At 76.0% G+C, this 21,633-nt stretch carries 15 protein-coding genes and 2 pseudogenes; 8 read left to right on the plus strand and 9 right to left on the minus strand.

Features of this window, described 5'->3' with window-relative positions; all coding sequences use genetic code 11:
• Positions 1-62: 62 nt before the first annotated feature.
• Positions 63-1,151 (plus strand): redox-regulated ATPase YchF, encoded by a 1,089-nt coding sequence (gene ychF / locus IPL61_11315; GenBank protein MBK9031897.1) that lies wholly within the window; start codon positions 63-65, stop codon positions 1,149-1,151.
• Between the two features lie 130 nt (positions 1,152-1,281).
• On the opposite strand, the gene IPL61_11320 is transcribed toward ychF, so the two are convergent.
• Positions 1,282-2,091: a class I SAM-dependent methyltransferase gene (locus IPL61_11320; GenBank protein ID MBK9031898.1), complete on the minus strand. Its 810-nt coding sequence runs from the start codon at positions 2,089-2,091 to the stop codon at positions 1,282-1,284.
• Between the two features lie 21 nt (positions 2,092-2,112).
• On the opposite strand from IPL61_11320, the gene IPL61_11325 reads away from it, so the two are divergent.
• Positions 2,113-3,030 carry an EamA family transporter gene (locus IPL61_11325; protein MBK9031899.1) on the plus strand — a complete coding sequence of 306 codons (918 nt, stop codon included), beginning with the start codon at positions 2,113-2,115 and terminating at the stop codon, positions 3,028-3,030.
• Here the strand turns inward: IPL61_11325 and IPL61_11330 are convergent.
• From IPL61_11330 to IPL61_11340, 3 genes and pseudogenes are all read right to left on the minus strand, one after another.
• Entirely contained in the window at positions 2,955-3,320 is a 366-nt protein-coding gene (locus IPL61_11330; GenBank protein ID MBK9031900.1) for a hypothetical protein, read from the minus strand. The two genes, IPL61_11325 and IPL61_11330, sit on opposite strands and share 76 nt — an antisense overlap.
• Positions 3,321-3,356: 36 nt before the next feature.
• Complete coding sequence (locus IPL61_11335) at positions 3,357-3,890, minus strand: hypothetical protein (GenBank protein MBK9031901.1); 534 nt, start codon at positions 3,888-3,890, stop codon at positions 3,357-3,359.
• A gap of 2,406 nt (positions 3,891-6,296) precedes the next feature.
• A pseudogene (locus tag IPL61_11340) lies at positions 6,297-6,818 on the minus strand (uracil-DNA glycosylase).
• 237 nt (positions 6,819-7,055) lie between these two features.
• Between IPL61_11340 and IPL61_11345 the strand changes: the two are divergent.
• Both IPL61_11345 and IPL61_11350 read left to right on the plus strand, forming a co-directional pair.
• Positions 7,056-7,403 (plus strand): annotated as a pseudogene (locus tag IPL61_11345) (TlpA family protein disulfide reductase).
• The gene (locus tag IPL61_11350) at positions 7,373-7,528 is read left to right on the plus strand and encodes a hypothetical protein (protein MBK9031902.1); all 156 of its coding nucleotides are present in this window, start codon (positions 7,373-7,375) and stop codon (positions 7,526-7,528) included. Before IPL61_11345 ends, IPL61_11350 begins: the two are co-directional and overlap by 31 nt.
• On the opposite strand, the gene coaBC is transcribed toward IPL61_11350, so the two are convergent.
• The 5 genes from coaBC to IPL61_11375 form a co-directional block, all read right to left on the minus strand.
• Positions 7,521-8,789, minus strand: coding sequence for a bifunctional phosphopantothenoylcysteine decarboxylase/phosphopantothenate--cysteine ligase CoaBC (gene coaBC, locus IPL61_11355; GenBank protein ID MBK9031903.1), 1,269 nt, complete (start codon positions 8,787-8,789; stop codon positions 7,521-7,523). The genes IPL61_11350 and coaBC overlap by 8 nt on opposite strands.
• Positions 8,790-8,853: 64 nt before the next feature.
• Positions 8,854-10,146: an NAD(P)-binding protein gene (locus tag IPL61_11360; GenBank protein MBK9031904.1), complete on the minus strand. Its 1,293-nt coding sequence runs from the start codon at positions 10,144-10,146 to the stop codon at positions 8,854-8,856.
• Between the two features lie 257 nt (positions 10,147-10,403).
• Positions 10,404-14,015 carry a lamin tail domain-containing protein gene (locus IPL61_11365; GenBank protein MBK9031905.1) on the minus strand — a complete coding sequence of 1,204 codons (3,612 nt, stop codon included), beginning with the start codon at positions 14,013-14,015 and terminating at the stop codon, positions 10,404-10,406.
• A gap of 137 nt (positions 14,016-14,152) precedes the next feature.
• The gene (locus IPL61_11370) at positions 14,153-14,836 is read right to left on the minus strand and encodes a hypothetical protein (protein ID MBK9031906.1); all 684 of its coding nucleotides are present in this window, start codon (positions 14,834-14,836) and stop codon (positions 14,153-14,155) included.
• Positions 14,833-16,524, minus strand: coding sequence for a hypothetical protein (locus IPL61_11375; GenBank protein MBK9031907.1), 1,692 nt, complete (start codon positions 16,522-16,524; stop codon positions 14,833-14,835). The genes IPL61_11370 and IPL61_11375 overlap by 4 nt, the downstream gene beginning before the upstream one ends.
• 104 nt (positions 16,525-16,628) lie before the next feature.
• Between IPL61_11375 and infA the strand changes: the two genes are divergently transcribed.
• The 4 genes from infA to IPL61_11395 all read left to right on the plus strand — a co-directional run bounded on the left by infA (position 16,629) and on the right by IPL61_11395 (position 21,620).
• A complete protein-coding gene (gene infA, locus IPL61_11380; GenBank protein MBK9031908.1) occupies positions 16,629-16,850 on the plus strand; it encodes a translation initiation factor IF-1 in 222 nt (73 codons plus the stop codon).
• 542 nt (positions 16,851-17,392) lie between these two features.
• The gene (locus IPL61_11385; protein ID MBK9031909.1) at positions 17,393-19,846 is read left to right on the plus strand and encodes an Hsp70 family protein; all 2,454 of its coding nucleotides are present in this window, start codon (positions 17,393-17,395) and stop codon (positions 19,844-19,846) included.
• Entirely contained in the window at positions 19,843-20,157 is a 315-nt protein-coding gene (locus IPL61_11390; protein MBK9031910.1) for a hypothetical protein, read from the plus strand. Before IPL61_11385 ends, IPL61_11390 begins: the two co-directional genes overlap by 4 nt.
• A gap of 5 nt (positions 20,158-20,162) precedes the next feature.
• Positions 20,163-21,620, plus strand: coding sequence for a hypothetical protein (locus IPL61_11395; GenBank protein MBK9031911.1), 1,458 nt, complete (start codon positions 20,163-20,165; stop codon positions 21,618-21,620).
• The last annotated feature ends 13 nt before the right edge of the window (positions 21,621-21,633 follow it).

Below are 21,633 nucleotides of genomic sequence, written 5' to 3' on the forward strand. Positions count from 1 at the left end.
GGCGTGAGGCCGCGCACGGCTTGCGCGCGGCGACGATTCTCGGTACGAGTCCCGCCATGTCGCTGTCCGTCGGGATCGTGGGTCTACCCAACGTCGGCAAGAGCACCGTGTTCAACGCGCTCACCGCTGGCAAGGCCGAGGCCGCCAACTATCCGTTCTGCACCATCGACCCCAACGTCGGCATCGTGCCGGTGCCCGATCAGCGGCTCTACCGGATCCAGAAGCACATCCCGACCCAGAAGGTGCTGCCGGCGATCGTCGAGATCGTCGACATCGCCGGCCTGGTCAAGGGCGCGTCGCAGGGCGAGGGCCTCGGCAACAAGTTCCTCGCCAACATCCGCGAGACCAGCGCGGTCCTGATGATGGTGCGCTGCTTCGAGGATCCCAACGTGGTCCACGTCGCCGGCTCGGTCGATCCGATGCGCGACATCGAGATCATCGAGCTCGAGCTGATCCTGGCCGACGCCGACACCGTCGAGAAGCGGGTCAAGAAGGCCGGCAACCAGGCCAAGAGCGGGAACAAGGAGGCCAAGGCCGAGCTGGCCCTGGCCGAGAAGGTGGCCGCCCACCTGGCCAGCGCCAAGGCGGCGCGGTCGCTCGAGCTGTCCGACGACGACGTCAAGGCGATGTCGACCTGGGGCCTGATGACGGCCAAGCCGGTCCTGTACTGCTGCAACGTCGGCGAGGAGGACCTGCCCGCCGGCAACGCGTGGAGCGACGCGGTCAAGGCCCGGGCCGCGGCCGAGGGCGCCGGCGTGGTGATCCTGTGCGGGAAGATCGAGGCCGAGCTGGCCGGCATGAGCGACGAGGAGAAGACCGAGCTGCTGGCGTCGTACGGGCTGACCGAGCCGGCGCTCGCGAGCCTCGCGCGCGAGTGCTACCGGCTCCTGGGCCTGCAGTCGTACTTCACCGCGGGCGAGAAGGAGATCCGCGCGTGGACGGTGCGCAAGGGCGCGCTCGGCCCCGAGGCCGCGGGCGTGATCCACACCGACTTCGAGAAGGGCTACATCCGCGCCAACGTCTACAGCCTCGCCGACCTCGAGCAGCACGGCAGCGAGGCCGCGCTCAAGGCCGCCGGCAAGATGCGCCAGGAGGGCAAGACCTACGAGGTGCAGGACGGCGACATCATGCACTTCCTGTTCAACGTCTGATCGGGACGACGGGGCGACGGGCGGCGGCACCGTCGGGGCGCGCTGACCGGCCGAGCGTGGACGATGGGGCGACGTCACCGTCGGATCACGCGGCCTCGCCGGGCGTACCTGGTGGCGGCGACGCGCGATGTCACCGTCGGATCGCGGTGACCAGACGGGCGTACATGGTGGCGGCGATGGCGCCGTCGGGGCGCCGCCAGCGCGGCGCGGCGGCGACGAACGCGGCGGCGAGCTCGGCCCGGGCCGCGGGCGTGAGCGTCGCGAGCTCATAGCTCGGCGCCAGCGCGTCCCAGACCGCCGCGGCGGTGCCGGACAGATCGATCGCGAGGTCGTCGACCCGCGGCGGCGCGAAGCCGGTGGCCGGCGCGAACAGCTCGGCGAGGCCCGGATCGGTGCGCGCGCGTCGATCGCCCAGCCGCGGCGTCGGCGGCGCCGCCGCGGCGAAGGGCCGGGCCAGCTCCAGCAGCCCAGCGAACGCGTCGTCGCCCTTGGGGCCGCCGCCGACCAGCGCCACGAACCGCCCGCCCGGCGTCAGCACCCGGGCCAGCTCGGCCACGATCGCCGCGAGGTCGGGCATCAGCGTCCACGCGAGGTGCGAGACCACCGCGTCCCACGCGCCGGCGGCCAGCGGCAGCGCCTGGGCCCGCGCGTGCACCAGCGCCACCGCCGGCAGGCGCGCCCGCGCCAGGCCCAGCTCGTCGGCGCTGACGTCGAGCCCAAGCAGCGCGCCCGGGGCGTGGCCGCGGGCGATCAGCCGCGCCAGCAGGTAGCCGTCGCCGCAGCCGAGATCGATCGCGCGCGCGCCCGGCGGCACCGCCGCGGCCACCGCGTCGTACGACGACGCGGTCGTGCCGACCACCACGCCCCGGGCCAGCGCCCGCGCGGTCGCGCCGGCGTGGTCGCGATGAAAGTCCCGGACGAACGCTTCCTCGGCGCGCACCGCGAGAGTATAGGTCCCGGCGTGCCGCCCGTCGTGCCGCCAGCCCCTGCCCCTGGCCGCGCGCGCGCGTCGATCACCGTCGCCGCGGCCGCGGCGTCGTGGGGCACCTGGAGCGTGTTCCTGCGCCCGGCCGAGCTGCCGAGCGCGACCGCCGGCGTGCTGGTGCTGGTCGTGATGGGCGTCGCGACCCTGCCGGCGGCGCTGCGCGCGGCGCCGGTGCGCTGGGACCGGACCACGCTGGCGCTGCTCGCCGGCAACGCCCTGCTCGACGCGGTCAACGTCCTGACGTTCTTCGCGGCGATGCAGACCACGACCGTGGCGATCGCGGTCCTGACCCACTACCTCGCGCCGGTGCTGGTGGCGCTGGCGGCGCCGCGGATCGAGCGGCAGGCCGTGCGCGGCGCGGTGCCGGCGTCGCTGGTGGCGATCACCGGGCTGGCGCTGGTGCTCGAGCCGTGGCGCAGCGGCGGCGCGCCGCTGGGCGCCGCGCTGGGCGCGATCAGCGCGGTCGCCTACGCCGGCAACGTCTTCGTCGTGCGCCGGCTGGGGCAGCGCATCGGCGCCGCCCGCGCCATCTCCTACCACGCGCTCGCGGCGGCGGTGCTGATGGCGCCGTTCGCGCTGGTCGCCGGCGGCCACCCGACCGTCGGCGGCGTCGCCTGGCTGACGCTGGGCGCGATCGCCACCGGCGCGGTCGCCGGGGCCGCGTTCGTGTGGGGCCTGGGCCGGATCGGCAGCGCGCGCGCCGCGATGCTCACCTACCTCGAGCCGCTGGTCGCGGTCGCGGTCAGCGCGCTGGTCTGGGACGAGCCGCTGGCGCGCTACGCGGCGGTCGGCGGCGCACTGGTGATCGCCAGCGGCGTCTACGTCGCGCGCGAGGGCTCGCGCAGCACCGCCGGGTCGCCCGCGGTCGCGACCTCGACCTCGATCAGCAGCTGATCGACCAGGTCGTCGTCGAGCGAGCGCTCGGCGGTGACCGTCCGCGCCGCCGCGACGAGCTCCTCCTGGATCGCGCGGTACAGCGGCCGCGGCGTCAGGCCGACGGCGCGCGCGAGCGGACGACCGTCGAGCACGAGCGCGACCGCGACCGTGGCCGGGACCACGAGCGACGCGCGGTGCGGCTTGCCCGGCGGGATCCGGCCCGAGTCCGCGAACTCGCGCAGCGTGGCGCGCGCGATCCGCAGGAGCTCCCGACGCTCGTCGGGCGCCAGATCATGCGCGTCGGCCACGGCCGACGGTACCGCGCCCGGCCCGGGCGCTGGCGATCAATCGTGCGCGATCGCGCGCAGCGCGGCGATCGCCAGGTGCGCGGCCGCCGGATCGGCGGCGCGGGCCAGCGCGGTCAGGCCCGCGATCGCGGTCGCCGGGTCGGCCGCGCGCAGCCGGGCCAGCTCGGCGTCGACGGCCGACAGATCGCCCGCGGCCGGCAGCGCCGCCAGCGCCGCCACCTCGGCGGCGTTGCGATCGCGCCCGAGCCGCGCGAGCAGCGCCGCGGCCAGGCCGGCCGCGAGGTCCTCGTCGCCGGGCGCGCCCTGCTCGATCGCCTGGCGCGCGAGCCCGACCGCGTCGAGGGTCGCGCCCACCGCCGCGAAGCCGCGGGCCGCCGCGTAGAACGTGGCGGCGGCGTCGCCGGAGCCCGCGGCCGCGCGGGTCACGAGCTGCAGCGCGGCCGGCGGATCGCCGGCGTCGACCATCGCCAGCGCCAGGCCCAGCGCCAGCGCCGGCTCCTCGGGGCTGGCGTCGAAGCCGCGCTGCCACCACGCGCGCGCCCGGGCCGGGTCTCCGAGCGCGGTGAACACGCGACCGATCGCCGGCGCGCTCGCCGCCAGATCCAGCGCGCGCGGCCGCGTCCTCGGCCCGGCGATCGGCCAGCGCCGGGTCGCGCGCGTACGCCACCGCGATCGCCGCGAGCGCGTCGAGCAGCGCCGGCGTCGACGCGGCCAGCGCCGCGACCCGGCGCGGCCACGCGGCGTCCTCGGCCGGCGGGCGCTCGAGCGCGCGCGCCAGCATCGTCGGCAACGGGCCGCGCTCGTCGAGGGCGGCCAGCGCGTCGTCGAGCCACGGCGCCCGGCCCGGCGCGTTCCGGACCGCGTCGAGGTCGACGTGGAGCCGGACCGCGTGCGCCCACGACGGCAGCTGCCCGCGGGCGGTGGCCCGGGCCGCGACGATCATCCAGGCCGCCGCGACGTCCGGATCCGCGACCCGCCAGCCGTCGCGCTGCCAGGCCGCGACCAGCGCCGGCTCCCAGGATGGCCCCGCGGGCGCGGCGCTGCCGGCCGCGGCGATCACGTCGCAGCCTGGATCGGTGGGGCCGCGGGCGAAGGCGCAGGTGCTGGCGCCGAGCGCGCGCGCGTGATCGAGCGTCGGCAGGTCGACCGGATCGTCGGTGCCCGACCACCAGCGCCGCAGCTCGAGCCAGCGCTCGACGGTGGCCGCGGTCCAGCGCGGCCGGGCCCCGCGGCCGGCCGCGGCCTCGGCCCGGCGGTCGAGCAGCTCGTTGGCGGTGCGACGCGCACCGACCTGCGCGAGCCACGCCGCGGTGGTCGCGACCTCGGCGTCCGACGCGTCGTCGGCGAAGCCCGCGGCCCGCACCGGGTCGACCTCGCGCAGGCGCGCCAGGCCGCGGGCCCGGCGCTGCGGATCGGTGTGGGCCAGGTCGCCGGCGATCGCCGCCCGGGCCGCGGCGTGGTTCAGCGCGGGCTCGATCCGCGCGCCCAGCGCGCGCGCCTGGGCGACGTCGGCGTCGGCGCCGGGGCTGCCGCGCTCGACCCGGGCCTGGGCCCGCTCGAGCAGCAGGGCCGCCAGGCGCGCGCGATCGGTGGCGCCGAGGCCCGCGCGGAACGGCGCGCCGAGCGCCGCGGCCCGGGTCAGCGCGTCGAGGGCGGCGCCCGGCCGCGCGCGCCGCTGCTCGACGGTCGCCAGCGCGGTCCACAGCCACGGATCGCCGGGGTGCGCGGCCAGGCGATAGCGCAGCTCGTCGGCGGCGCCGTCGGGCCCGGCCCGCCGCGCGAGCGCGTCGACGTCGATCGCCGTGCGACAAGCGGCGACCGCGATCAGCGACGCGACCAGCGCACGCATGCCGGGCATCATGCCAGAAGGCCCGCGTCGACGCCGAGGTCGGCCACGTCGAGGGCCGCGCCGCAGGCGCCCCACCGCGCCAGCTCGCCGGGCCCGGGCGCCAGCGCCAGGCGATCGGCGACCGCGTAGGCCACGGCGGCGCCGGGCTCGTCGACGATCGCCGGGTAGGCCGCCGGCGCGCGCGCGCCCATGGTCGCCGCCCACGCCGCGGTCGCGTCGCCGGTCGCGAGCGCCTGGCGCACCATCGCCGCCAGCCGCCGCCGGGTCCGCGCGCCGCGCCGTCGTCGCCACGCCGCCACCGCGGCCCACGCCGGCGGCAGCCGCGGCTCGAGCGCGCGCACCGCCCACGCCGCCACCGCCTCGTCGACCGCGCGGCTCGGCGCCGCCGCCAGCCCCAGCGGCAGGCCGCGCATCGCGGTGGCGTAGAGACCGTGCCCCAGCTCGTGGGTCGCGACCGTCAGGCTCGCGAGATCGGTGACCCGCGGGAACAGGCAGGTCGCCCCGCCGGTCGCGACCACCGTGGCCGCCGCCGCCGCGTCGTCGCACACCACCAGCCCTCCGCCGTCGACGCCGACCAGCTGCGCCAGGTGATCGCGCACGTCGGTCCAGGTCGGCAGCGGCGCGCCCGGCAGCGGCGGCGCCGCGCCATCGTCGTCGTCGTCGTCGTCGTCCGCGCCGCCGTCGATCGCGGCCAGCGGCGCGCCGTACAGCGTCGCGATCAGCGCGCCGACGTCGGCGAACCCGAGCCGCGCCGCGGCGCCGCCGAGGGCGCGCAGCCGGGCCGCGAGCCCCGCGATCGTCCGCGGCCCGCGCGCGGCCGCCGCGACCTCGACATCGCTGGCCAGCCGCGCCGCGTGGTGCCAGCGCACCAGCGTGCGCGCCCGCGCCGCCCACGCGCGATCGTGGCGCGCGGCCAGCCGGGCCAGCGCCGGCGCCTGCGCCGCGGTCGGCCACGGCGGCGGACGCTCGCCCACCCGGAGCGCGGCGATCGTCGCGGCCGCGTGGGCGTCGAGCGGCGCGACCAGGCGCGCCTCGGCCGCCTCGATCGCCAGCTCGTCGTCGAAGGCGGTCATCCGCGCGGCGTCATCCGCGCGGCGGGCGCGCGCGGCCACGCCCAGGCGCTCGAGCTCGGCGATCACTTGCTTGAGATCGCTCCAGGTGTCGCGCTTGCGCGCCGGCTCGCGCAGCAGGTACGCCGGGTGGAACGTCGGCATCACGCGGATGCCCCGGTGCTCGTGGAAGCGCCCGCGCAGCGCGCTGATCGGCGCGTCGACGCCCAGCACCGCGTTGGCGGCCGGCCGGCCCAGCGTGACGATCACCCGCGGCCGCACCGCGCCGATCTGCGCGTCGAGGAACGGCCGGCACGCGCCGACCTCGTCGACCTCGGGGTCGCGATTGCCCGGCGGCCGACACTTGAGGACGTTGGCGATGTAGACGTCGCCGCGGCCCCACCCCATCGCCTCGATCATCTTGTCGAGGAGCTCGCCGGCGCGGCCGACGAACGGCTCGCCCTGGCGATCCTCGTCGGCGCCGGGCGCCTCGCCGATGAACATGATCGGCGCCAGCGCCGGGCCGACGCCGAAGACGATCTTCTGGCGGGTGCCTGCGAGCTTGCAGCGCTGGCAGTCGCCGAGCTCGTCGCGGATCATCGGCAGGGTCCGCGCGGGCGCGGCCTCGTCGAGCTCGGCCACCGGCAGCTCGGTCGCCGGCGCCGCGGCGGCGTCGGCTGTGGGCACAGGTCGCGGCGACGGCCGGGCGCTGGTGGCGTAGGTGCCGCCGCGCTGGTGCCACGCCACGCGCGCGCGCAGGTCGCGGGTCAGCGCGGCCAGCTCGGCCGGCAGGTCGTCGGGCGCGCCCGGCTGGTTCGTGCTACCCACCACCTGTCTATGCCACGGATCGCTCCTGCCCTGGTGGTCGCGCTCACCCTGGTCGCCGCGCTGGCGTCGTGCAAGCGCGGCGCGCCGGTCCCCGCCGGCGACGTGGCCGCGCGCCTGACCGTGCCCACCGCCGCCGGCACGCCGTTCGACCCCAGCACGCTGCGCGGCCAGCCGGCGCTGGTGGTGTTCTGGCGGCCCGGCTGCCCCCACTGCCTGGCCGAGCTGCCCGAGGCCGCCCGGGCCGCGCGCGAGCGCGGCGTCACCGCGGTCGCGGTCCAGGTCGCGGGCAAGCCCGAGGTCGGCCAGGAGGTCCTCGCCAAGATCGGGTGGACCGGCCCGGCCCTGGTCGACGACGGCCAGCTCCGCGCGGCCTGCAGATCAAGGCGGTGCCGTTCACGCTGGTGCTGCGCGCCGACGGCACCGCGCGCTCGGCCTCGATCGGGCGCCAGAGCTACGACGCGCTGGTCGCCGCGCTCAAGTAGCGCGCGCGGCCAGCCGCGCGCCGACCGCGTCGAGGATGCGGTGCGCGACCACGGTCTTGGGCCCGAACGGCACCTCGGTGGTGCGGTCGCGCTCGACCACGACCACCCGGTTGGTGTCGACCGAGAACCCGGCGTCGGCGGCGCTGACGTCGTTGGCGACCACGAGGTCGCAGCCCTTGGCCGCCAGCTTGGCGCGCGCGTAGTTGACGACGTCGTGGGTCTCGGCCGCGAACCCGACCAGCAGCGGGCCGGCGCCGCGGCGCGCGCGCTCGGCGCCGAGGCCGGCCAGCAGATCGGGGTTGGCGTCGAGGACGATGCTCGGCGCCAGGCCGATCTCGGTGCGCTTGAGCTTCTTGTCGGCGGCGGCCAGCGGCCGGAAGTCGGCGATCGCCGCCGCCATGATCACCGCGTCGCCGGTCCAGGCGTGGTCGGCCAGGGCCCGCGCCATCGCCCGGGCGTCCTCGACGTGGACGGTGGTCAGCCCGACCGGGTCTGGCAGCGCGGTCGGCCCGGCGATCAGCGTCACCGCGGCCCCGCGCCGCGCCGCCGCCGCCGCCAGCGCGTAGCCCATCTTGCCGCTCGAGCGGTTGCCGACGTAGCGCACCGGATCGATCGGCTCGTGGGTCGGCCCGGCGGTCACGACGATCGCGCGCCCGGCCAGATCCTGCGGCGCGCGGATCCGCGCCGCGGCCTCGACGATGTCGGCCGGCTCGGCCAGGCGCCCAGGCCCGACCCAGCGGCACGCCAGGAAGCCGTCGCCGGGGCCGACCACGCGCGCGCCGGCGACGTCGACCAGCCGGCGCACGTTGGCCGCGGTCAGCGGGTGCTGCCACATGTTGACGTTCATCGACGGCGCCAGCAGCAGCGGCGCCTGGGTCGCGAGCGCCACGGTCGTCACCGGATCGTCGGCCATGCCCGCGGCCAGGCGCGCGATCACGTTGGCGGTGGCCGGCGCGACGATCATCAGATCGGCGCGATCGGCGATGCGGATGTGGCCGATGTCGGCCTCCTGGGTCGCGTCGAACAGATCGGTGAACACCGGCCGGCCCGACAGCGCCTGGAACGTCAGCGGCCCGACGAACCGGGTCGCGCGCCGGGTCATCACCACCTGGACCTTGGCGTCGGCCTTGATCAGCAGCCGCACCAGCTCGCACGCCTTGTACGCGGCGATGCCGCCGCCGACCGCGACGATGATCTCGGCGCCGGCCAGCGGCGTGGCCGGATCGGCGGCGAGCGTGGGCGTGCGGGCGACGTCGGTCATGCGAGCTCCTGGCGGCGACCATAGCCCGAGGCCGCCCCCGCGCCGACCCGCGCGATCACCCCGGTCACAGCAGCGGCCCCAGCGCCTGGGCCAGGGCCCGGGTCTCGAGCAGGTTGTCCTCGATCGAGCAGTAGGTCCAGCCGCCGTAGCGCCCGACGCTGTAGACCCCGGCGGCCTCGAGCGTGCGCCGGGCCGTGGCGACCGCGGCGATCGAGCGCTGGGTGATGTGGGCGTAGGCCGGGGTCATCGTGACGGTGTGGCTGGCGACCAGCTGGTGATCGGTGACGACGCCCTCGGCCCGCAGATCGTCGAGGACGCGCGCGCGCACCGCCAGCGGATCGACCGCGGCGCCGTCGTCGGGCAGCCCGACCTCGACGTACAGGCTCATCCGGTCGCCGCCCATGATGTTGTCGTACCAGCCGACCCGGTAGAACGACCGCGCCGGATCCGGGAAGTACATCCAGTGCACGCCGGCGGGGCCCTTGCGATCGAAGCCGAGGTTCCACACCAGCACGCGGTTGCCGGTGAACGTGCCGGGCTCGACCGGCAGCCCGCACAGCCCCAGCAGCGCCGGCAGCGGCGCCGACGACACCAGCCGGCCGTACTGCACCTCGCCGCGCGGGGTCGTGACCACGCGCCGCCGCAGATCGATCGCGGTCGCCGGGGTCGCCAGCGCCACCGCGTCGGTCGGCAGATCGCGCAGGAGCGCGCGCACGTACTCCATCGCGCCCCGGGCCGGGTACGTGAACGTCGCGTTGTAGCTGGCGTTGTCGGCCGCGCGCATGTTGCGGACGATGTCGGCGACGTCGGCGTGGGGGAAGAACCGCCCCATCGCGTCGCGATCGAGCCGATCGAGGTCGGTCGCGTAGAGCTTGGTGTTGTACGGGATCAGGAACGCCTCGGCGATGCCGCGGCCGAACCGCCGGTACAGCATCTCCTTGAACGAGCCCGCGGTGGCGTCGACCACCGCCTCGTCCCGGAAGTACAGGTCGACCAGGCAGTCGATGAACCGCTCCTTCGGCAGCTGGTGGATGTTCTTCTGGAACGGGAAGTCGACGTCGACGCCGGCGACCCGGATCGACGACAGCTTGGTCACCGTCCGGACCTCGCCGTCCATGCGCGCGCGCAGCCACGCCTCGACGTCGGCGTGCTTGAAGTGGAAGAAGTGGCCCGAGTAGTCCCAGACGAAGCCGTCCTCGACCACGGTCCGGCAGTAGCCGCCGGGCTCGTCAGCGGCCTCGAGCACGCGCACGCTCGGCGCCGGTCGCCCGCGCGCGGCCGCCTCGGCCCGGATCCAGTTGGCGAAGCCGAGGCCGGACATGCCGGCCCCGATCACCAGGTAGTCGACCTGCTCCATCGCGCCGCAGTATCGCCGCGGCCCCACCCGGGGGCCAGTATCGCGACTTCCCGTCGGTTGGCGCGCGGCGCCGGGTCGTGCCGCCCCGACGACCTCGCGGCGGTCGCCTCGACCACCGGCGTCCATCCGCTCGCCCAGCGCGTTCACCCAGGCGCCGAAGCCGTCGCCCCGCTGCCTGAGCCCACAGACGATCACCCCCCGTCGCGGCGCGCCCCGCCGCCTGCGCCGACCGCGGCCGCGCGCCCCGATGCGGCCCGTCAGGGCGCGTTGGCCGCGCCCGGGGTCGGGTTGGCGGTGTTGCCCCAGTCGACCGCGGCGTTGTCGGTGTCGACGCCGTTGGGCAGGCGGGCCATCGCGCCGGCGCCCGGGTCGGCGGCCGTGGTCAGGGTCATCTCGACCAGGTTGACCGAGCCGTAGCCGGTCAGCGTCACGGTCACCGGGCCCTCATAGGCGAGCTTGTCGACCACCGTCATCGTGGCGGTGTTGACCAGCACGATGCCGTCGCCGGGCGGCGCGACCGCGGTGCCACCGTTCTGGATCGCGTCGGTGGCTGGCCACTGATCGTTGCCGGCGCCGACCGGCGGCGTGAACTTGGTGCCGCCGCCGGTGACCGCGGCCGCGCCGATGAGCAGGTAGCCGCCGGGGGCCAGCGTACCGGCCGGGGCCAGCGCCAGGGTCCGGTACGGGGCCGGGGTGCCGTTGCCGTTGACGAAGATCAGCCCGTAGTCGGCCAGGTTCACCGTGGACGTGCCGGCGTTGTAGAGCTCGACGTACTCGGTGGAGTCGGGGTTGACGGTCTGGTCGTAGTCGACCTCGTTGATCACCAGCCCGCCGGTCGCGGCCACGACCGAGACCATCGACGTCAGCGTGGTCGCGCCCAGCGTGGCGCTGACGGTGACCGTGGCGTCGGCGGCCGGGGCGGTGAACGCGAACGTCGCGGTCTGCTGGTTGGCGAGCACCGTCACGGTGGCCGGGACCGCGCCGGCGGTGGTCGCGAGCGTGACGACCGTGCCGCCGGTCGGCGCCGGGACGTCCAGCCCGACCGTGAACGTGACCATCCCGCTCGGCGCGACGAGCGCGGTCGGCGGGGTCAGCGAGGCGAGCACCCGGACGTCGGCGTCGGTGAGCGCGCGGACGGTCGCGGTCAGCGATACGCCCGGCATCACCGTCAGCGACGCCGTCAGGGTCGCGGTGCCGGCCGCGGTCGAGGTGACCGGCACGGTGAAGGAGGTCGCCCCCATCGGCACGGTCACCGCGTCGCCGGGCACGCGGGCGGCGGCGTTGTTGGACGAGGTGATCGTCACGCCGGTCGCGGCCGGCGCCGGCTGGTTGAGCGTGACCGTCAGCATGGTCGGGAAGGTCGGCACGCTGGTGCCGCCGACCGCGACGAAGCTCTGGGCCGGCCCGAACGCCGAGAGGTCGAGCACCGCCGGGCCCAGGTCCGCGGCCGAGCGGATCTCGATCTTCGAGGCCATGTTGCGGAACGCCAGCACGCCGGTGACCGAGCCGTACTGGAGGCCCACGGTCGGCGGCGGCGTGACCGCGAACAGGAAGTCGTCGACGACGACCGAGCCGCCCGCGGCGGCCATGACCGTGAACTCGCCGAAGGCCGCGTCGACCGCGGTCACGGTGACCACCGCGCCGATCCGGACGATCACGCTCTCGAGCGTGGCCGCGCGCGGGCCCCCGGTCGCGATCTCGGCCGCGGTCACGTCGATCGGCGTCGGGGCGGCCTCGACGGTCGAGGTCGCGGTCACGGCCAGGACCATGTCGAGCTCGAGCTGGCCGCTGAACAGCGCGACCCGCCCGTCGACGTCGACCCGGTTGCCGACGTTGACCATCGCCAGGAACGGCGAGCCGGCCGCGGTGAACACGAACAGGCCCGAGTGATCGGGGCCGAGGTAGCCGGCGTCGCCCTCCTTGACCTGGACGAAGAAGCCGTTCGAGCCCTTGCCGGTGACCAGCGCGCCGACGATGCGCGCGGTGGTGCCGATCGGCGTGGTGCCGTCCTTGATGTCGTAGATCGTGGTCGGCACCGTCACGGCCGGACAGACCGAGTCGGGGTTGGCGACGGCCGGGCAGAAGTCGCAGGCGTCGCCCTTGCTGTCGCCGTCGCCGTCGGTCTGGTCGTCGCTGAGGAACGGGCACACGTCGGTGGCGTTGGTGGTGCCGTCGCCGTCGAGGTCGGTGCCGACCGGGGTCGGGTCGCACGCGTCGCCGACGCCGTCGGCGTCGACGTCGGCCTGGGCGCCGTGATCCATCGGCCGGATCGGGTTGAACACCCGCGGGCAGTTATCGCTGCCGTCGACCACGCCGTCGCCGTCCTGATCACCGGCGACGACGCCGTCGTACTCGCCGGCGCGGGTCGGCAGGCAGGTCGGCTCGTCGGCCGGCGGCGCGCAGATGATGGCGGGGTACGCCAGCGGGACCCGGGGCGCCAGCACGGCGTAGGTCTGGTTGAACTCGCGCTGCGCGCACACCCGCCGGGCCTTGGTGCAGACGGTCAGGGTCTCGCAGCCGGCGTCGAGCGCCGCGACCACGTCGTCCTCGCCGTAGAGCACGTCGCCGTCGCGGCCCACCAGCGCCACGTCGGCGTCGCCGCCGGCGATGATCGCCCGGTAGGTCTCGCCGGGGTCGGCGTGGAACACCGCGAGGTCGGCCAGCTTGCCGACCTCGAGGGAGCCGATCAGGTCGTCGGCGCGGCTGGCGATCGCGCCGTTGATGGTCGCCATCCGCCACATGTCCTCGTCGGTGAACGCGCCGTCGAGGTAGGTGCTGTTGAACTCGTCGACGCAGGCCAGCTCGCGCAGCTGGGTGGCCGAGCCGGTGTAGGTCCAGTCGGTGCCGACCGCGACCGTGCCGCCGAGCCGGGCCAGGACCTGGGCCTGGGAGGTGTTGCCGAACAGCGAGATGTTCGACCGCGGCGACCACAGGAGCGCGCTGCGATCGCGCGCCATGTCGTAGTAGTCGGCGGCGTTGGCGGCGACGACGTGGACGTGGGCGGTGTTCTTCTCGACGAAGTCGCGCCCGCCGCCGAAGCTCGTGCGCTGGCACTGGAACTCGGCGCGGCTGCGGTCGTCGATGCCCTCGGAGGTGTGGGACACCAGCGCGTGCTGGGCGCTCACCTCGATCTCGGTCGACTGGTAGTTCCAGCCGCAGCTGGCGGGGATCGCGTGGGCGTTGGCCCCGGAGCTGTCGCCGAGCATGAACACCTCGTAGTTGAGCGGCGAGAACCCGAGCGCGAACTCGGGCGCGGCCACGTCGTCGAGGTTGCGGGCCATGCCGTCGGCGTGGCCGGAGCCGACGATCGACGTCGTCCCGGAGAAGACCTGGCGCAGCTCATTCCAGCGGACGCCGTCGGTGTTCGAGGCGGTGTTGCCGTACTGGTTGGGCGGGGTCGGCCAGGCGTCACGCCACTCGTTGCGGTGCCCGTAGCGCCGGGGATCGTGCGCCACCGTCGACGCCAGCGGCGCCCGGTTGTCGTAGGTGATGTGATCGTGGGCGTTGACCAGGCCGGGCGAGATCGCCGCGCCCTTGCAGGTGATGACCGTGGCGGTCGCGAACCCGGGCGCGGTCGCCGGGTCGCAGCCGACGTAGGTGATCAGGTTGCCGTCGTAGACCACCGCGCCGTCGAGGTAGGTCGTGCCGAGCCCGAGGACGTTGCCCCGCACGACCACCGCGGTGCCGGCGCCGTCGACGACGTCGCAGTCGCCCTCGGTCGGCGCCGCCAGCGGCGTCGGGCACTGGACGGTCGAGCTCTGCATGCCGTCGGGCATCGCGTCGGTCATGGCGTCGCCGCCGTCGACCCCGGCGTCCGCGACCGGGGCGTCGGGTGACGTCGAGCCCCCGTCGTCGCCACAGGCGACCAAGGCGATGAGGGTCGTGACCGCGAGCAGGAATGACAGGAATGAATCCGAATCGACGGCGCATTTGGCGCGGACACTACACCCCGGCGGTGACGACGGGGTGTACCAAGATCACACGTTCGGGTGACGTCTGGGCGGCGTCAGCGCAACAGCCGCGGCCCGCCCTCCAGGGGCGCGGCGGCGACCTCGACCGGGGCGGCGCTGGCGGCCGGCTCGAGCCGGGGCTGGGACACCGAGGCCGGGGTGGGTGCCGGCGGCGGCGCCGGCACGACCCGGGCGGCCGGCGGCGGGGCCGCGGGCGCGTCGAGCCGCGACAGCTCCAGGCTGACCCGGTCGTCGGCGCGGCCGCGGATCACCGCCCGGGCCAGCCAGCCGATCCCGAGCCCGACGGTCAGCGCCAGCGCGCCGCGGCTGCCGAGCCACCACATCGTCGTGAGCCACAGGCTCGGCGCCCCGGCCAGCGCCAGCGTGCCGGCGGCCCGGCCCTCGCTCATCGGGATCTGGCTGCCGGCGCGGTAGCGCCGCCGGCTCCACGCGAACCCGACCAGGCCCAGCGCCCACAGCGGCGCGGTCACGACCAGCAGCGCCAGCTCGGCGGTGCGCCCGGCGCCGGTCGTGCGCGGGTGCGGCAGCAGGTACGAGGACACGGTCCGGCGCTCGGGCGGGCCGTGGTGGCCGTGCATGACCAGGAGCGCCCGGGCCTCGTCGCGCGACAGCCCGCCCAGGCCCGGCGGCGGCGCCTCGACCCGGTGGCCGCAGTGCGGGCACACCGGCGTGGCCTCGCTCATCTTGCCCGCGCACGCCGGGCACGCCCGCGCGGTCACCGCGGCCCCAGCTCCCGCAGCTCGCGGGTGAGGATCCGGCGCGCGATCGCCAGCGCGCAGCCGTAGGTCGACTCCATGCCGAAGAACGACATGCTCTTCGACAGCAGGCTCTGCCGGCGCGAGTACGGCGTGTCCGACGCGTAGTGGATGAGCCCGAGCTCGCCGTTGACCAGATCGGTCAGGTTGACGATCTCGCCCTTGGGGTGGCGCTGGGGCGCGGCGGTCTCGTAGATCGCCGACAGGTACGGGCCGGCCTCCATCTCCATGACCGTGTAGCCCTCGCGGTAGAACACGTCCATGTAGCTGCGGTTCTGCAGGAACGCCGAGCGCACCGTCAGCGCCTTCTGGTTGTCGAGGACGGTGCCGTGGCGCATGTACGGCTGCACGTCGGCGGCGGTGATCGCGTTGCGCGTCAGGTAGGTGTTGCCCGAGTGCTCGTCGTGGACGACCTTCGAGATCATCACGTCGCCGACGCGGCCGTTGAGGGTCGCGGCCTTGCCCATGATGTAGACGCCGCGCACCTCGCTGGTGCCCTCGGCCATCGCCGCGAGGTGGTGGTAGGCGGCCATGCCCAGCGGGTAGTCGATGTTGACGATCAGCGCGTCGGACGTGGCCAGGCGCTCGAGGCCGGGCACGTGCGCGCGCGGATCCATGTCGGCCGGGCGCAGCCGCGCCAGCTCGATCACCTGGGCGGTGACGTCGATGCGCGCCGGGCTCGGGATCGTGTGGATGCCGCACGCGGCGTCGTGGGCCTGGACCGCGGCGAGCCGGGCGGCGCCGCGGGCGGGGTCGCGCAGGAACGCGCGCAGCAGGTAGTACAGCAGGTTGGCGCGGGCGCCCTCGTCGGCGCCGCCGAGCGTCGCGTCGAGGATGCTCGCCAGACCCTCGGGGTCCTCGGCCCGGGTGAACGCCGCCAGCTCCTCGGTGTGCGCGAACGCGTAGCCGCCGAGCAGGTTCGCGAGCGAGTGGCTGTTGGACGACACGAAGTAGACCGGCCGCTGGGTGACCATCGGGCGCGCGCGCTCGATCGCCCGCCACCAGTGCGCGGCCGAGCGCTGGTACTCGCGGAACGAGCCGTCGAGCAGGCGCAAGGTCAGGTCGAGGGGCCGCGCGGCGATCGTGGCCAGGCGCGCGTCCGCGTCGCGGCCCAGGCCGGCCCGCAGCGTGCGCACGTCGTCGGCGGTGACGCCCAGGACCGCCGCCAGGGCGGGATCGCCCAGGGCCGCCGCGCCGGCGCCGGCGATCGCCAGGCGGCCGTGCAGCTTGTTCCACTCGATCTGGTAGGCGGTGACGATCGGCACCAGGTCGTCGATGTCCGAGGCCGAGGCCACGAACACCGCGAGCGTGCCCGCGCCGTCGTAGCGCAGCGGCCGACGGCGCCCGCGGGTGCCGACGGTCTGCCAGGTGGCGACCGGCAGGCCTGCCCGCGTGAACTGCTCGAGGCTCTGGCCCAGCACCAGCCGCTCGACGTCGGGCATGCAGTCCGGCAGGCGCGCGGCGCTGTACGCGAAGGCGGCCGCGTCGGGCTCGGGCGCCAGGGCGCCGGCGTGCAGGCTCGAGCTCGAGTACAGGTGGGCCTCCTCGAAGGCGCGGACCCGCACGTCGCCGCTCGACCGGAGCAGGCTGTAGTACGTGCGGATATAGAGGTCGATCTCGTTCGACGTGGTCCGGGGCGGCTGACGATCCACGCCCGAGGTATATCGCGGGACCCCTCCGGTGGCCTTTTGTTCAGACGCGATCGGTGCTATCCCCTGCCCCGCTCGCCGCCGAGGTGGGCACAACGAGGCCACGCGTGAGCAAAGAAGAGCTAGTTCATCTCGAGGGCGAAGTCGTCCTCATCGCCAAGGGCGGCAACTTCCGGGTCAAGCTCGACGCGGGCGGCCACGAGGTGCTCGCCAAGCTGGCCGGCAAGGTCCGGCGCCACCGCATCCGCGTCGTCCTCGGGGATCGCGTCACCGTCGCGGTGTCGCCCTACGACCCGACCCGCGGGTTCATCGTCTACCGGCAGCGCTGATTCGGATCTCTGCACCTGGTGCGTCGCGCGCTGGGTTGAGGGTCCCCGGACCGGGGCCGTGGCATGCGGGCGCCGGTGCTGATCTCTGCACCTGGTGCGTCGCGCGCTGGGTTGAGGGTCCCCGGACCGGGGCCGTGGCATGCGGGCGCCGGTGCTGATCTCTGCACCTGGTGCGTCGCGCGCTGGGTTGAGGGTCCCCGGACCGGGGCCGTGGCATGCGGGCGCCGGTGCTGATCTCTGCACCTGGTGCGTCGCGCGCGAGCGTGAGGGACCCCGGACCGGGGCCGTGGCGTGCGGCGCCGGTGCTGATCTCTGCACCCGGTGCGTCGCGCGCGAGCGTGAGGGTCCCCGGACCGGGGCCGTGGCATGCGGGCGCCGGTGCTGATCTCTGCACATGGGTGCGTCGCGCGCGCGGTTGTAAGGTCGGTGACGCGGGTCCCGACTTGCGCGCGGGGGCCGCGGGCACCTGACGGCTCGGCCCGGGCGCTGAGCCCTCGCGCGGCGCCGCGGGCCGCGGCGCCCGGGTGCTATCCTTTTCGGCGATGGCGCAGTCACCGCTCTACGCGGGGTTCGATCTCGGCACGACCAACTCGGCGGTCGCGGTGTTCGACGGCGAGCACACCCAGGTGGTGCGCAACGCCTCGGGCGGCGCCGTCACGCCCTCGGTCGTGCGCATCGATCGCTCCGGCCGGGTCACGATCGGGCAGCGGGCGCGGCGGTTCCTCGAGGACGATCCCGACAACACCGCGACCGAGTGGAAGCGGGTCATGGGCACCGACCGCGCGATCGAGTTCCCGGCCGCGGGCGTGCGCAAGCGCCCCGAGGAGCTGTCGGCCGAGATCCTGCGCGCGCTCCGCGCCGACGTGGCCGATCAGCTGGGCGTGACGGTCGAGCGCGCGGTGATCTCGGTGCCGGCGCTGTTCGAGCTGCCCCAGAGCGCGGCGACCAGCGAGGCCGCGCGCCTCGCCGGGTTCCAGCGGGTCGAGCTCCTGCAGGAGCCGATCGCGTCGGCGCTGGCCGCGGGCTGGCGCGCCGACGACGACGGCACCGCGAGCTGGCTGGTCTACGACCTCGGCGGCGGCACCTTCGACGCGTCGCTGCTCGAGACCCGCGACGGCCTGCTGCGCGTGGTCGGCCACGACGGCGACAACTTCCTCGGCGGGCGCGACTTCGACTGGGCGATCACCGAGCACCTCGCCGCCGCGCTGGCCCAGGCCACCGGCGTCGCGCTCGAGCGCCGCAACCCGGCCCACGGCCCGGCCCTGCGCCTGCTGCGGCTCGCCGCCGAGGAGGCCAAGATCGAGCTGTCGCGCAGCGCCTCGGCCCAGGTCACGCTGGCGCGGCCGCTCGAGGTCGACGGGCGCGAGGTCGAGGTCGATCTAACGCTGACCCGCGCCACCGTCGAGACCCTGACCGCGCCGCTGGTCGAGCGCTCGCTCGAGGTGTGCCTGCGGCTGCTCGGCGGCCACGGCCTCGGGCCCGGCCGGCTCGCGCGGATCGTGCTGGTCGGCGGCCCGACGCTGATGCCGGGGCTGCGCGCGCTGGTCCAGGCCCGGCTCGAGGCGGCGGCGGTCGAGGGGCTCGATCCGATGACGCTGGTGGCCCAGGGCGCGGCCCTGTACGCGGCGACCGCGGGCCTCGACGGTCGGGCCGCGCCGCCGCCGGTCGCCAGCGGCGTCAAGGTCTGGCTGCAGTACCCGCCGGTCACCGCGGACCTCACGCCGCACGTGGTCGGCCGCTTCGTCGGCGGCGCGCCGCCCGCGCGGATCCGCCTCGAGCGGACCGACGGCGGCTGGGCCAGCCCCGACGCGGCGATCGCGCCCGACGGCGGGTTCGTCACGATGGCGGCGCTGGTGCCGCGCGCGGCCTCGACCTTCCGGCTGATCGCCACCGCCGCCGACGGCGCCACGGTCGCGGTCGAGCCCGGCACGATCACGATCGTCGCCGGCCTGACGATCTCGGATCCGCCGCTGTCGCGCACGATCGGCGTCGCGCTCGCCAGCGATCACGTGCAGGTGTACTTCGAGCGCGGCGCGCCGCTGCCGACCCGCCGCAGCTTCACCCACACCACCGTCGAGACGATCGCCGCCGGCAACCCCGACGCGGTGCTGCGCATCCCGATCGTCCAGGGCGAGTTCGACCAGGCCCACCTGTGCCGCCTGGTGGGCGCGCTCGAGGTCCGCGGCGGCGACGTGCGCGCGACCGTCCCGATCGGCTCGACCGTCGAGGTCACGATCGAGCTCGACCGCGCCGGCTGCCTGAGCGCGCGCGCCCACGTGCCGGCGATCGACCAGGTGTTCGAGCACGTCGCACACCTGCTCGTGCCCGACGCCGCGCCCGCGGCGCTCGACGCAGCCCTGGCGGATCAGCGCCGCCACCTGATGGCGGTGCGCACCGACGCGTTCCGCCACGGCCTGGCCGCGGTGATCGAGAAGCTGGGCGCGGTCGAGGCGCTCCTGGCCGCGGCCGAGCGCGACATCGACGCGGCCCACGGCGGTGACGCCGACGCCGGCCAGAAGGCCCGGCGGACGCTGCTCGAGATCGACGCGGTGCTGGCCGAGGCCGACCTGGCGCGGAGCTGGCCCGAGCTCGACGGCGAGGCCCAGCAGGCCGCGATCATCGCCAACGGCGCGGTCGCCAGCTTCGGCACTGACGCCGAGCGCCGCCTGCTCGACGAGGTGCTCACGGCGCTCGCCCGGGCCCGGCGCGATCGCGACGTGGCCGAGCTGGGCCGGCAGCTGCTGCTGGTCCGCCGGCTGTCGAGCGCGGCGTGGAACCGCAACCCCGACGCCTGGACCTACCACCTCGAGGACGCGGCCTCGTCGATCCACGAGGCCAGCGACCTGCCCAAGGCCCGGGCCCTGGTCGAGGCCGGGCGCGCGGCCGTGACCGCCGGCGACACCGACGCGGTCCGGCGCGCGGTCAAGCAGATCTGGGCGCTCCTGCCCGTCGACGCCGCGGCCCGCCAGAAGGGCCACGACTCGGGGGTGCGATGATCGACGACGATCCGTTCGCGATCCTCGGGGTGCCGATCACGGCGACCACCCGCGAGGTCGAGCGCGAGGCCGCGAAGCTGCTCGGCATGCTCGCGCTGGGCGTCGGCGACGTCGGCACGTACGCGAGCCCGGCCGGGCCGCGGCCGCGCACCCCCGACGCGGTGCGCGCCGCGGCCGCGCGCCTGCGCGATCCGCGCCAGCGCCTGCTGGCCGAGCTGGTGACCGGTGCGCCGGTCGCCCCGGCGTCGCCGACGCCGCCCGTCGACGGCTGGCCCGACGCGCTCCGCCGGACCGGCTGGGGGCCGCGATGATGCGCATGATCTACATCGCGCTCACCCGCCTGCGCGCGTCGTTGTGGCGCGCGCGTCGGCTCGACCGCGGCCACTTCGTGGCGTGGTCGCTGGCGATCGCGGCGGTCGAGGTCCTGTTCACCTGGGCGATCGGTTCGGTCGTGGTCGGGCTGGTGTGGATCGGCGCGCCGATCGTCGCGCTGGTGCTGGCGGCGCTGATGGCGTGGCTGGTCGTGCCGCACTGGCTGATCGAGGGGATCGCCATCCCGCGCGGGTGGCCCCGGGTGGCCTGGTACCTCAGCGCCACCGACCCGCGCGGCGACGGCGACGCCGGGCGCGCGATCGTGACCGCGCGCGCGATCGTCCGGGCCGGCGCGCCGGCGCCCGCGGTCGCGTGGCTGGCCGCGCGCCTGCCCGCTCGGCTCGACGCGCGTGGCGTGGTCGCGCACGGGCTGATCGCCCACGGCCGCGGCGCTCGCGACGACGCCCGCCGGCTGCTCCGCAGCGTCGCCGAGCTGGGCGATCCGAGCGCGGCGCCGCGCGACGCCGCCGGCGAGTGGCTCGCGGTCGACGCCGCCGAGCGCGGCGCCTGGCTCGAGCTGGCCGTCGACGCGACCAGCGCGGCGTGGCCGGCGACCCCGCTGCGGATCCTGCTCGAGGGCGTGGCCCTGCGCGCGGTCGGCAGCGCCGCGGGGCCGTCGGTCGTCGGGCTGTGGCTGCGCTGGCTGGTGGCGCCCGCGCGGCGCGCCACCTGGGCCCTGGTGCGACGCCCGCCCGCGGTGACCTCGCCGAGCGCCCGCGCGACCACCGCCACCGTCGACGCCAGCGACAACGGCGCGCCCGTCGACGCCCACGGCGCCGCCCTCGCCGCCTACGGCCGCGCGCTCGGGCAGCGCAGCCCCGCCGCGTGCTCGGCCGCGGTGACCGCGTGGAGCGCGGTGCTCGACGCCCCGACCTGGCTCGACGATCAGGCCGCGCGCGCGATCGCGCTCGGGCTCGACCCGACGTCGGCGCGCGCGACCGCGGCCGCCGCCCGCGATCAGCTCACCGGCCACCTCGTCGAGCTCGTGCTCGCCACCGGCGCGCCGCTGCCGGTCGCCGACGGCGGGCTGGCCGCGGCGGTGCGCACCGTGGCCCGCGGCCGCCTGCTCGCCGGGCTCGAGCTGACCTTCGGGCGCCTGCGCGGGCGGGTCGGCGCGACCGAGGCGCTCGCGGCCATCGACGAGTGGCGCGAGTTCCTGGCGCTGCGCGACGCGTACCTGACCGCGGTCGCGCCCGGCGGCGTCGAGCTCGAGCGGGTCGCGTACCCCCACGCCGACAACGCGCTCGGCGACTTCACGGTGTGGCTGTGGAACAAGCGCGGCGAGCACGTCATCTCCCACGCGATCACGTCGTGGCTGTACGCGCGCGCGGCGGTCGTCGGCGACGCCGCGGCGGTCGAGCTCCACGGCCGCAACCGCGCGCTGACCGTGCCCGCGGCCTGATCCCGAAACCGGA

Source organism: Myxococcales bacterium, from assembly GCA_016717005.1.
GTDB lineage: Bacteria > Myxococcota_A > Polyangia > Haliangiales > Haliangiaceae > UBA2376.

Bases quoted from the DNA above. Each gene is read 5' to 3' on its own strand.
- IPL61_11385 (MBK9031909.1), top strand. From the start codon at position 17,393: ATGGCGCAGTCACCGCTCTACGCGGGGTTCGATCTCGGCACGACCAAC.
- IPL61_11390 (MBK9031910.1), top strand. From the start codon at position 19,843: ATGATCGACGACGATCCGTTCGCGATCCTCGGGGTGCCGATCACGGCG.
- coaBC (MBK9031903.1), bottom strand. From the start codon at position 8,789: ATGACCGACGTCGCCCGCACGCCCACGCTCGCCGCCGATCCGGCCACG.
- IPL61_11360 (MBK9031904.1), bottom strand. From the start codon at position 10,146: ATGGAGCAGGTCGACTACCTGGTGATCGGGGCCGGCATGTCCGGCCTC.
- IPL61_11395 (MBK9031911.1), top strand. From the start codon at position 20,163: ATGATCTACATCGCGCTCACCCGCCTGCGCGCGTCGTTGTGGCGCGCG.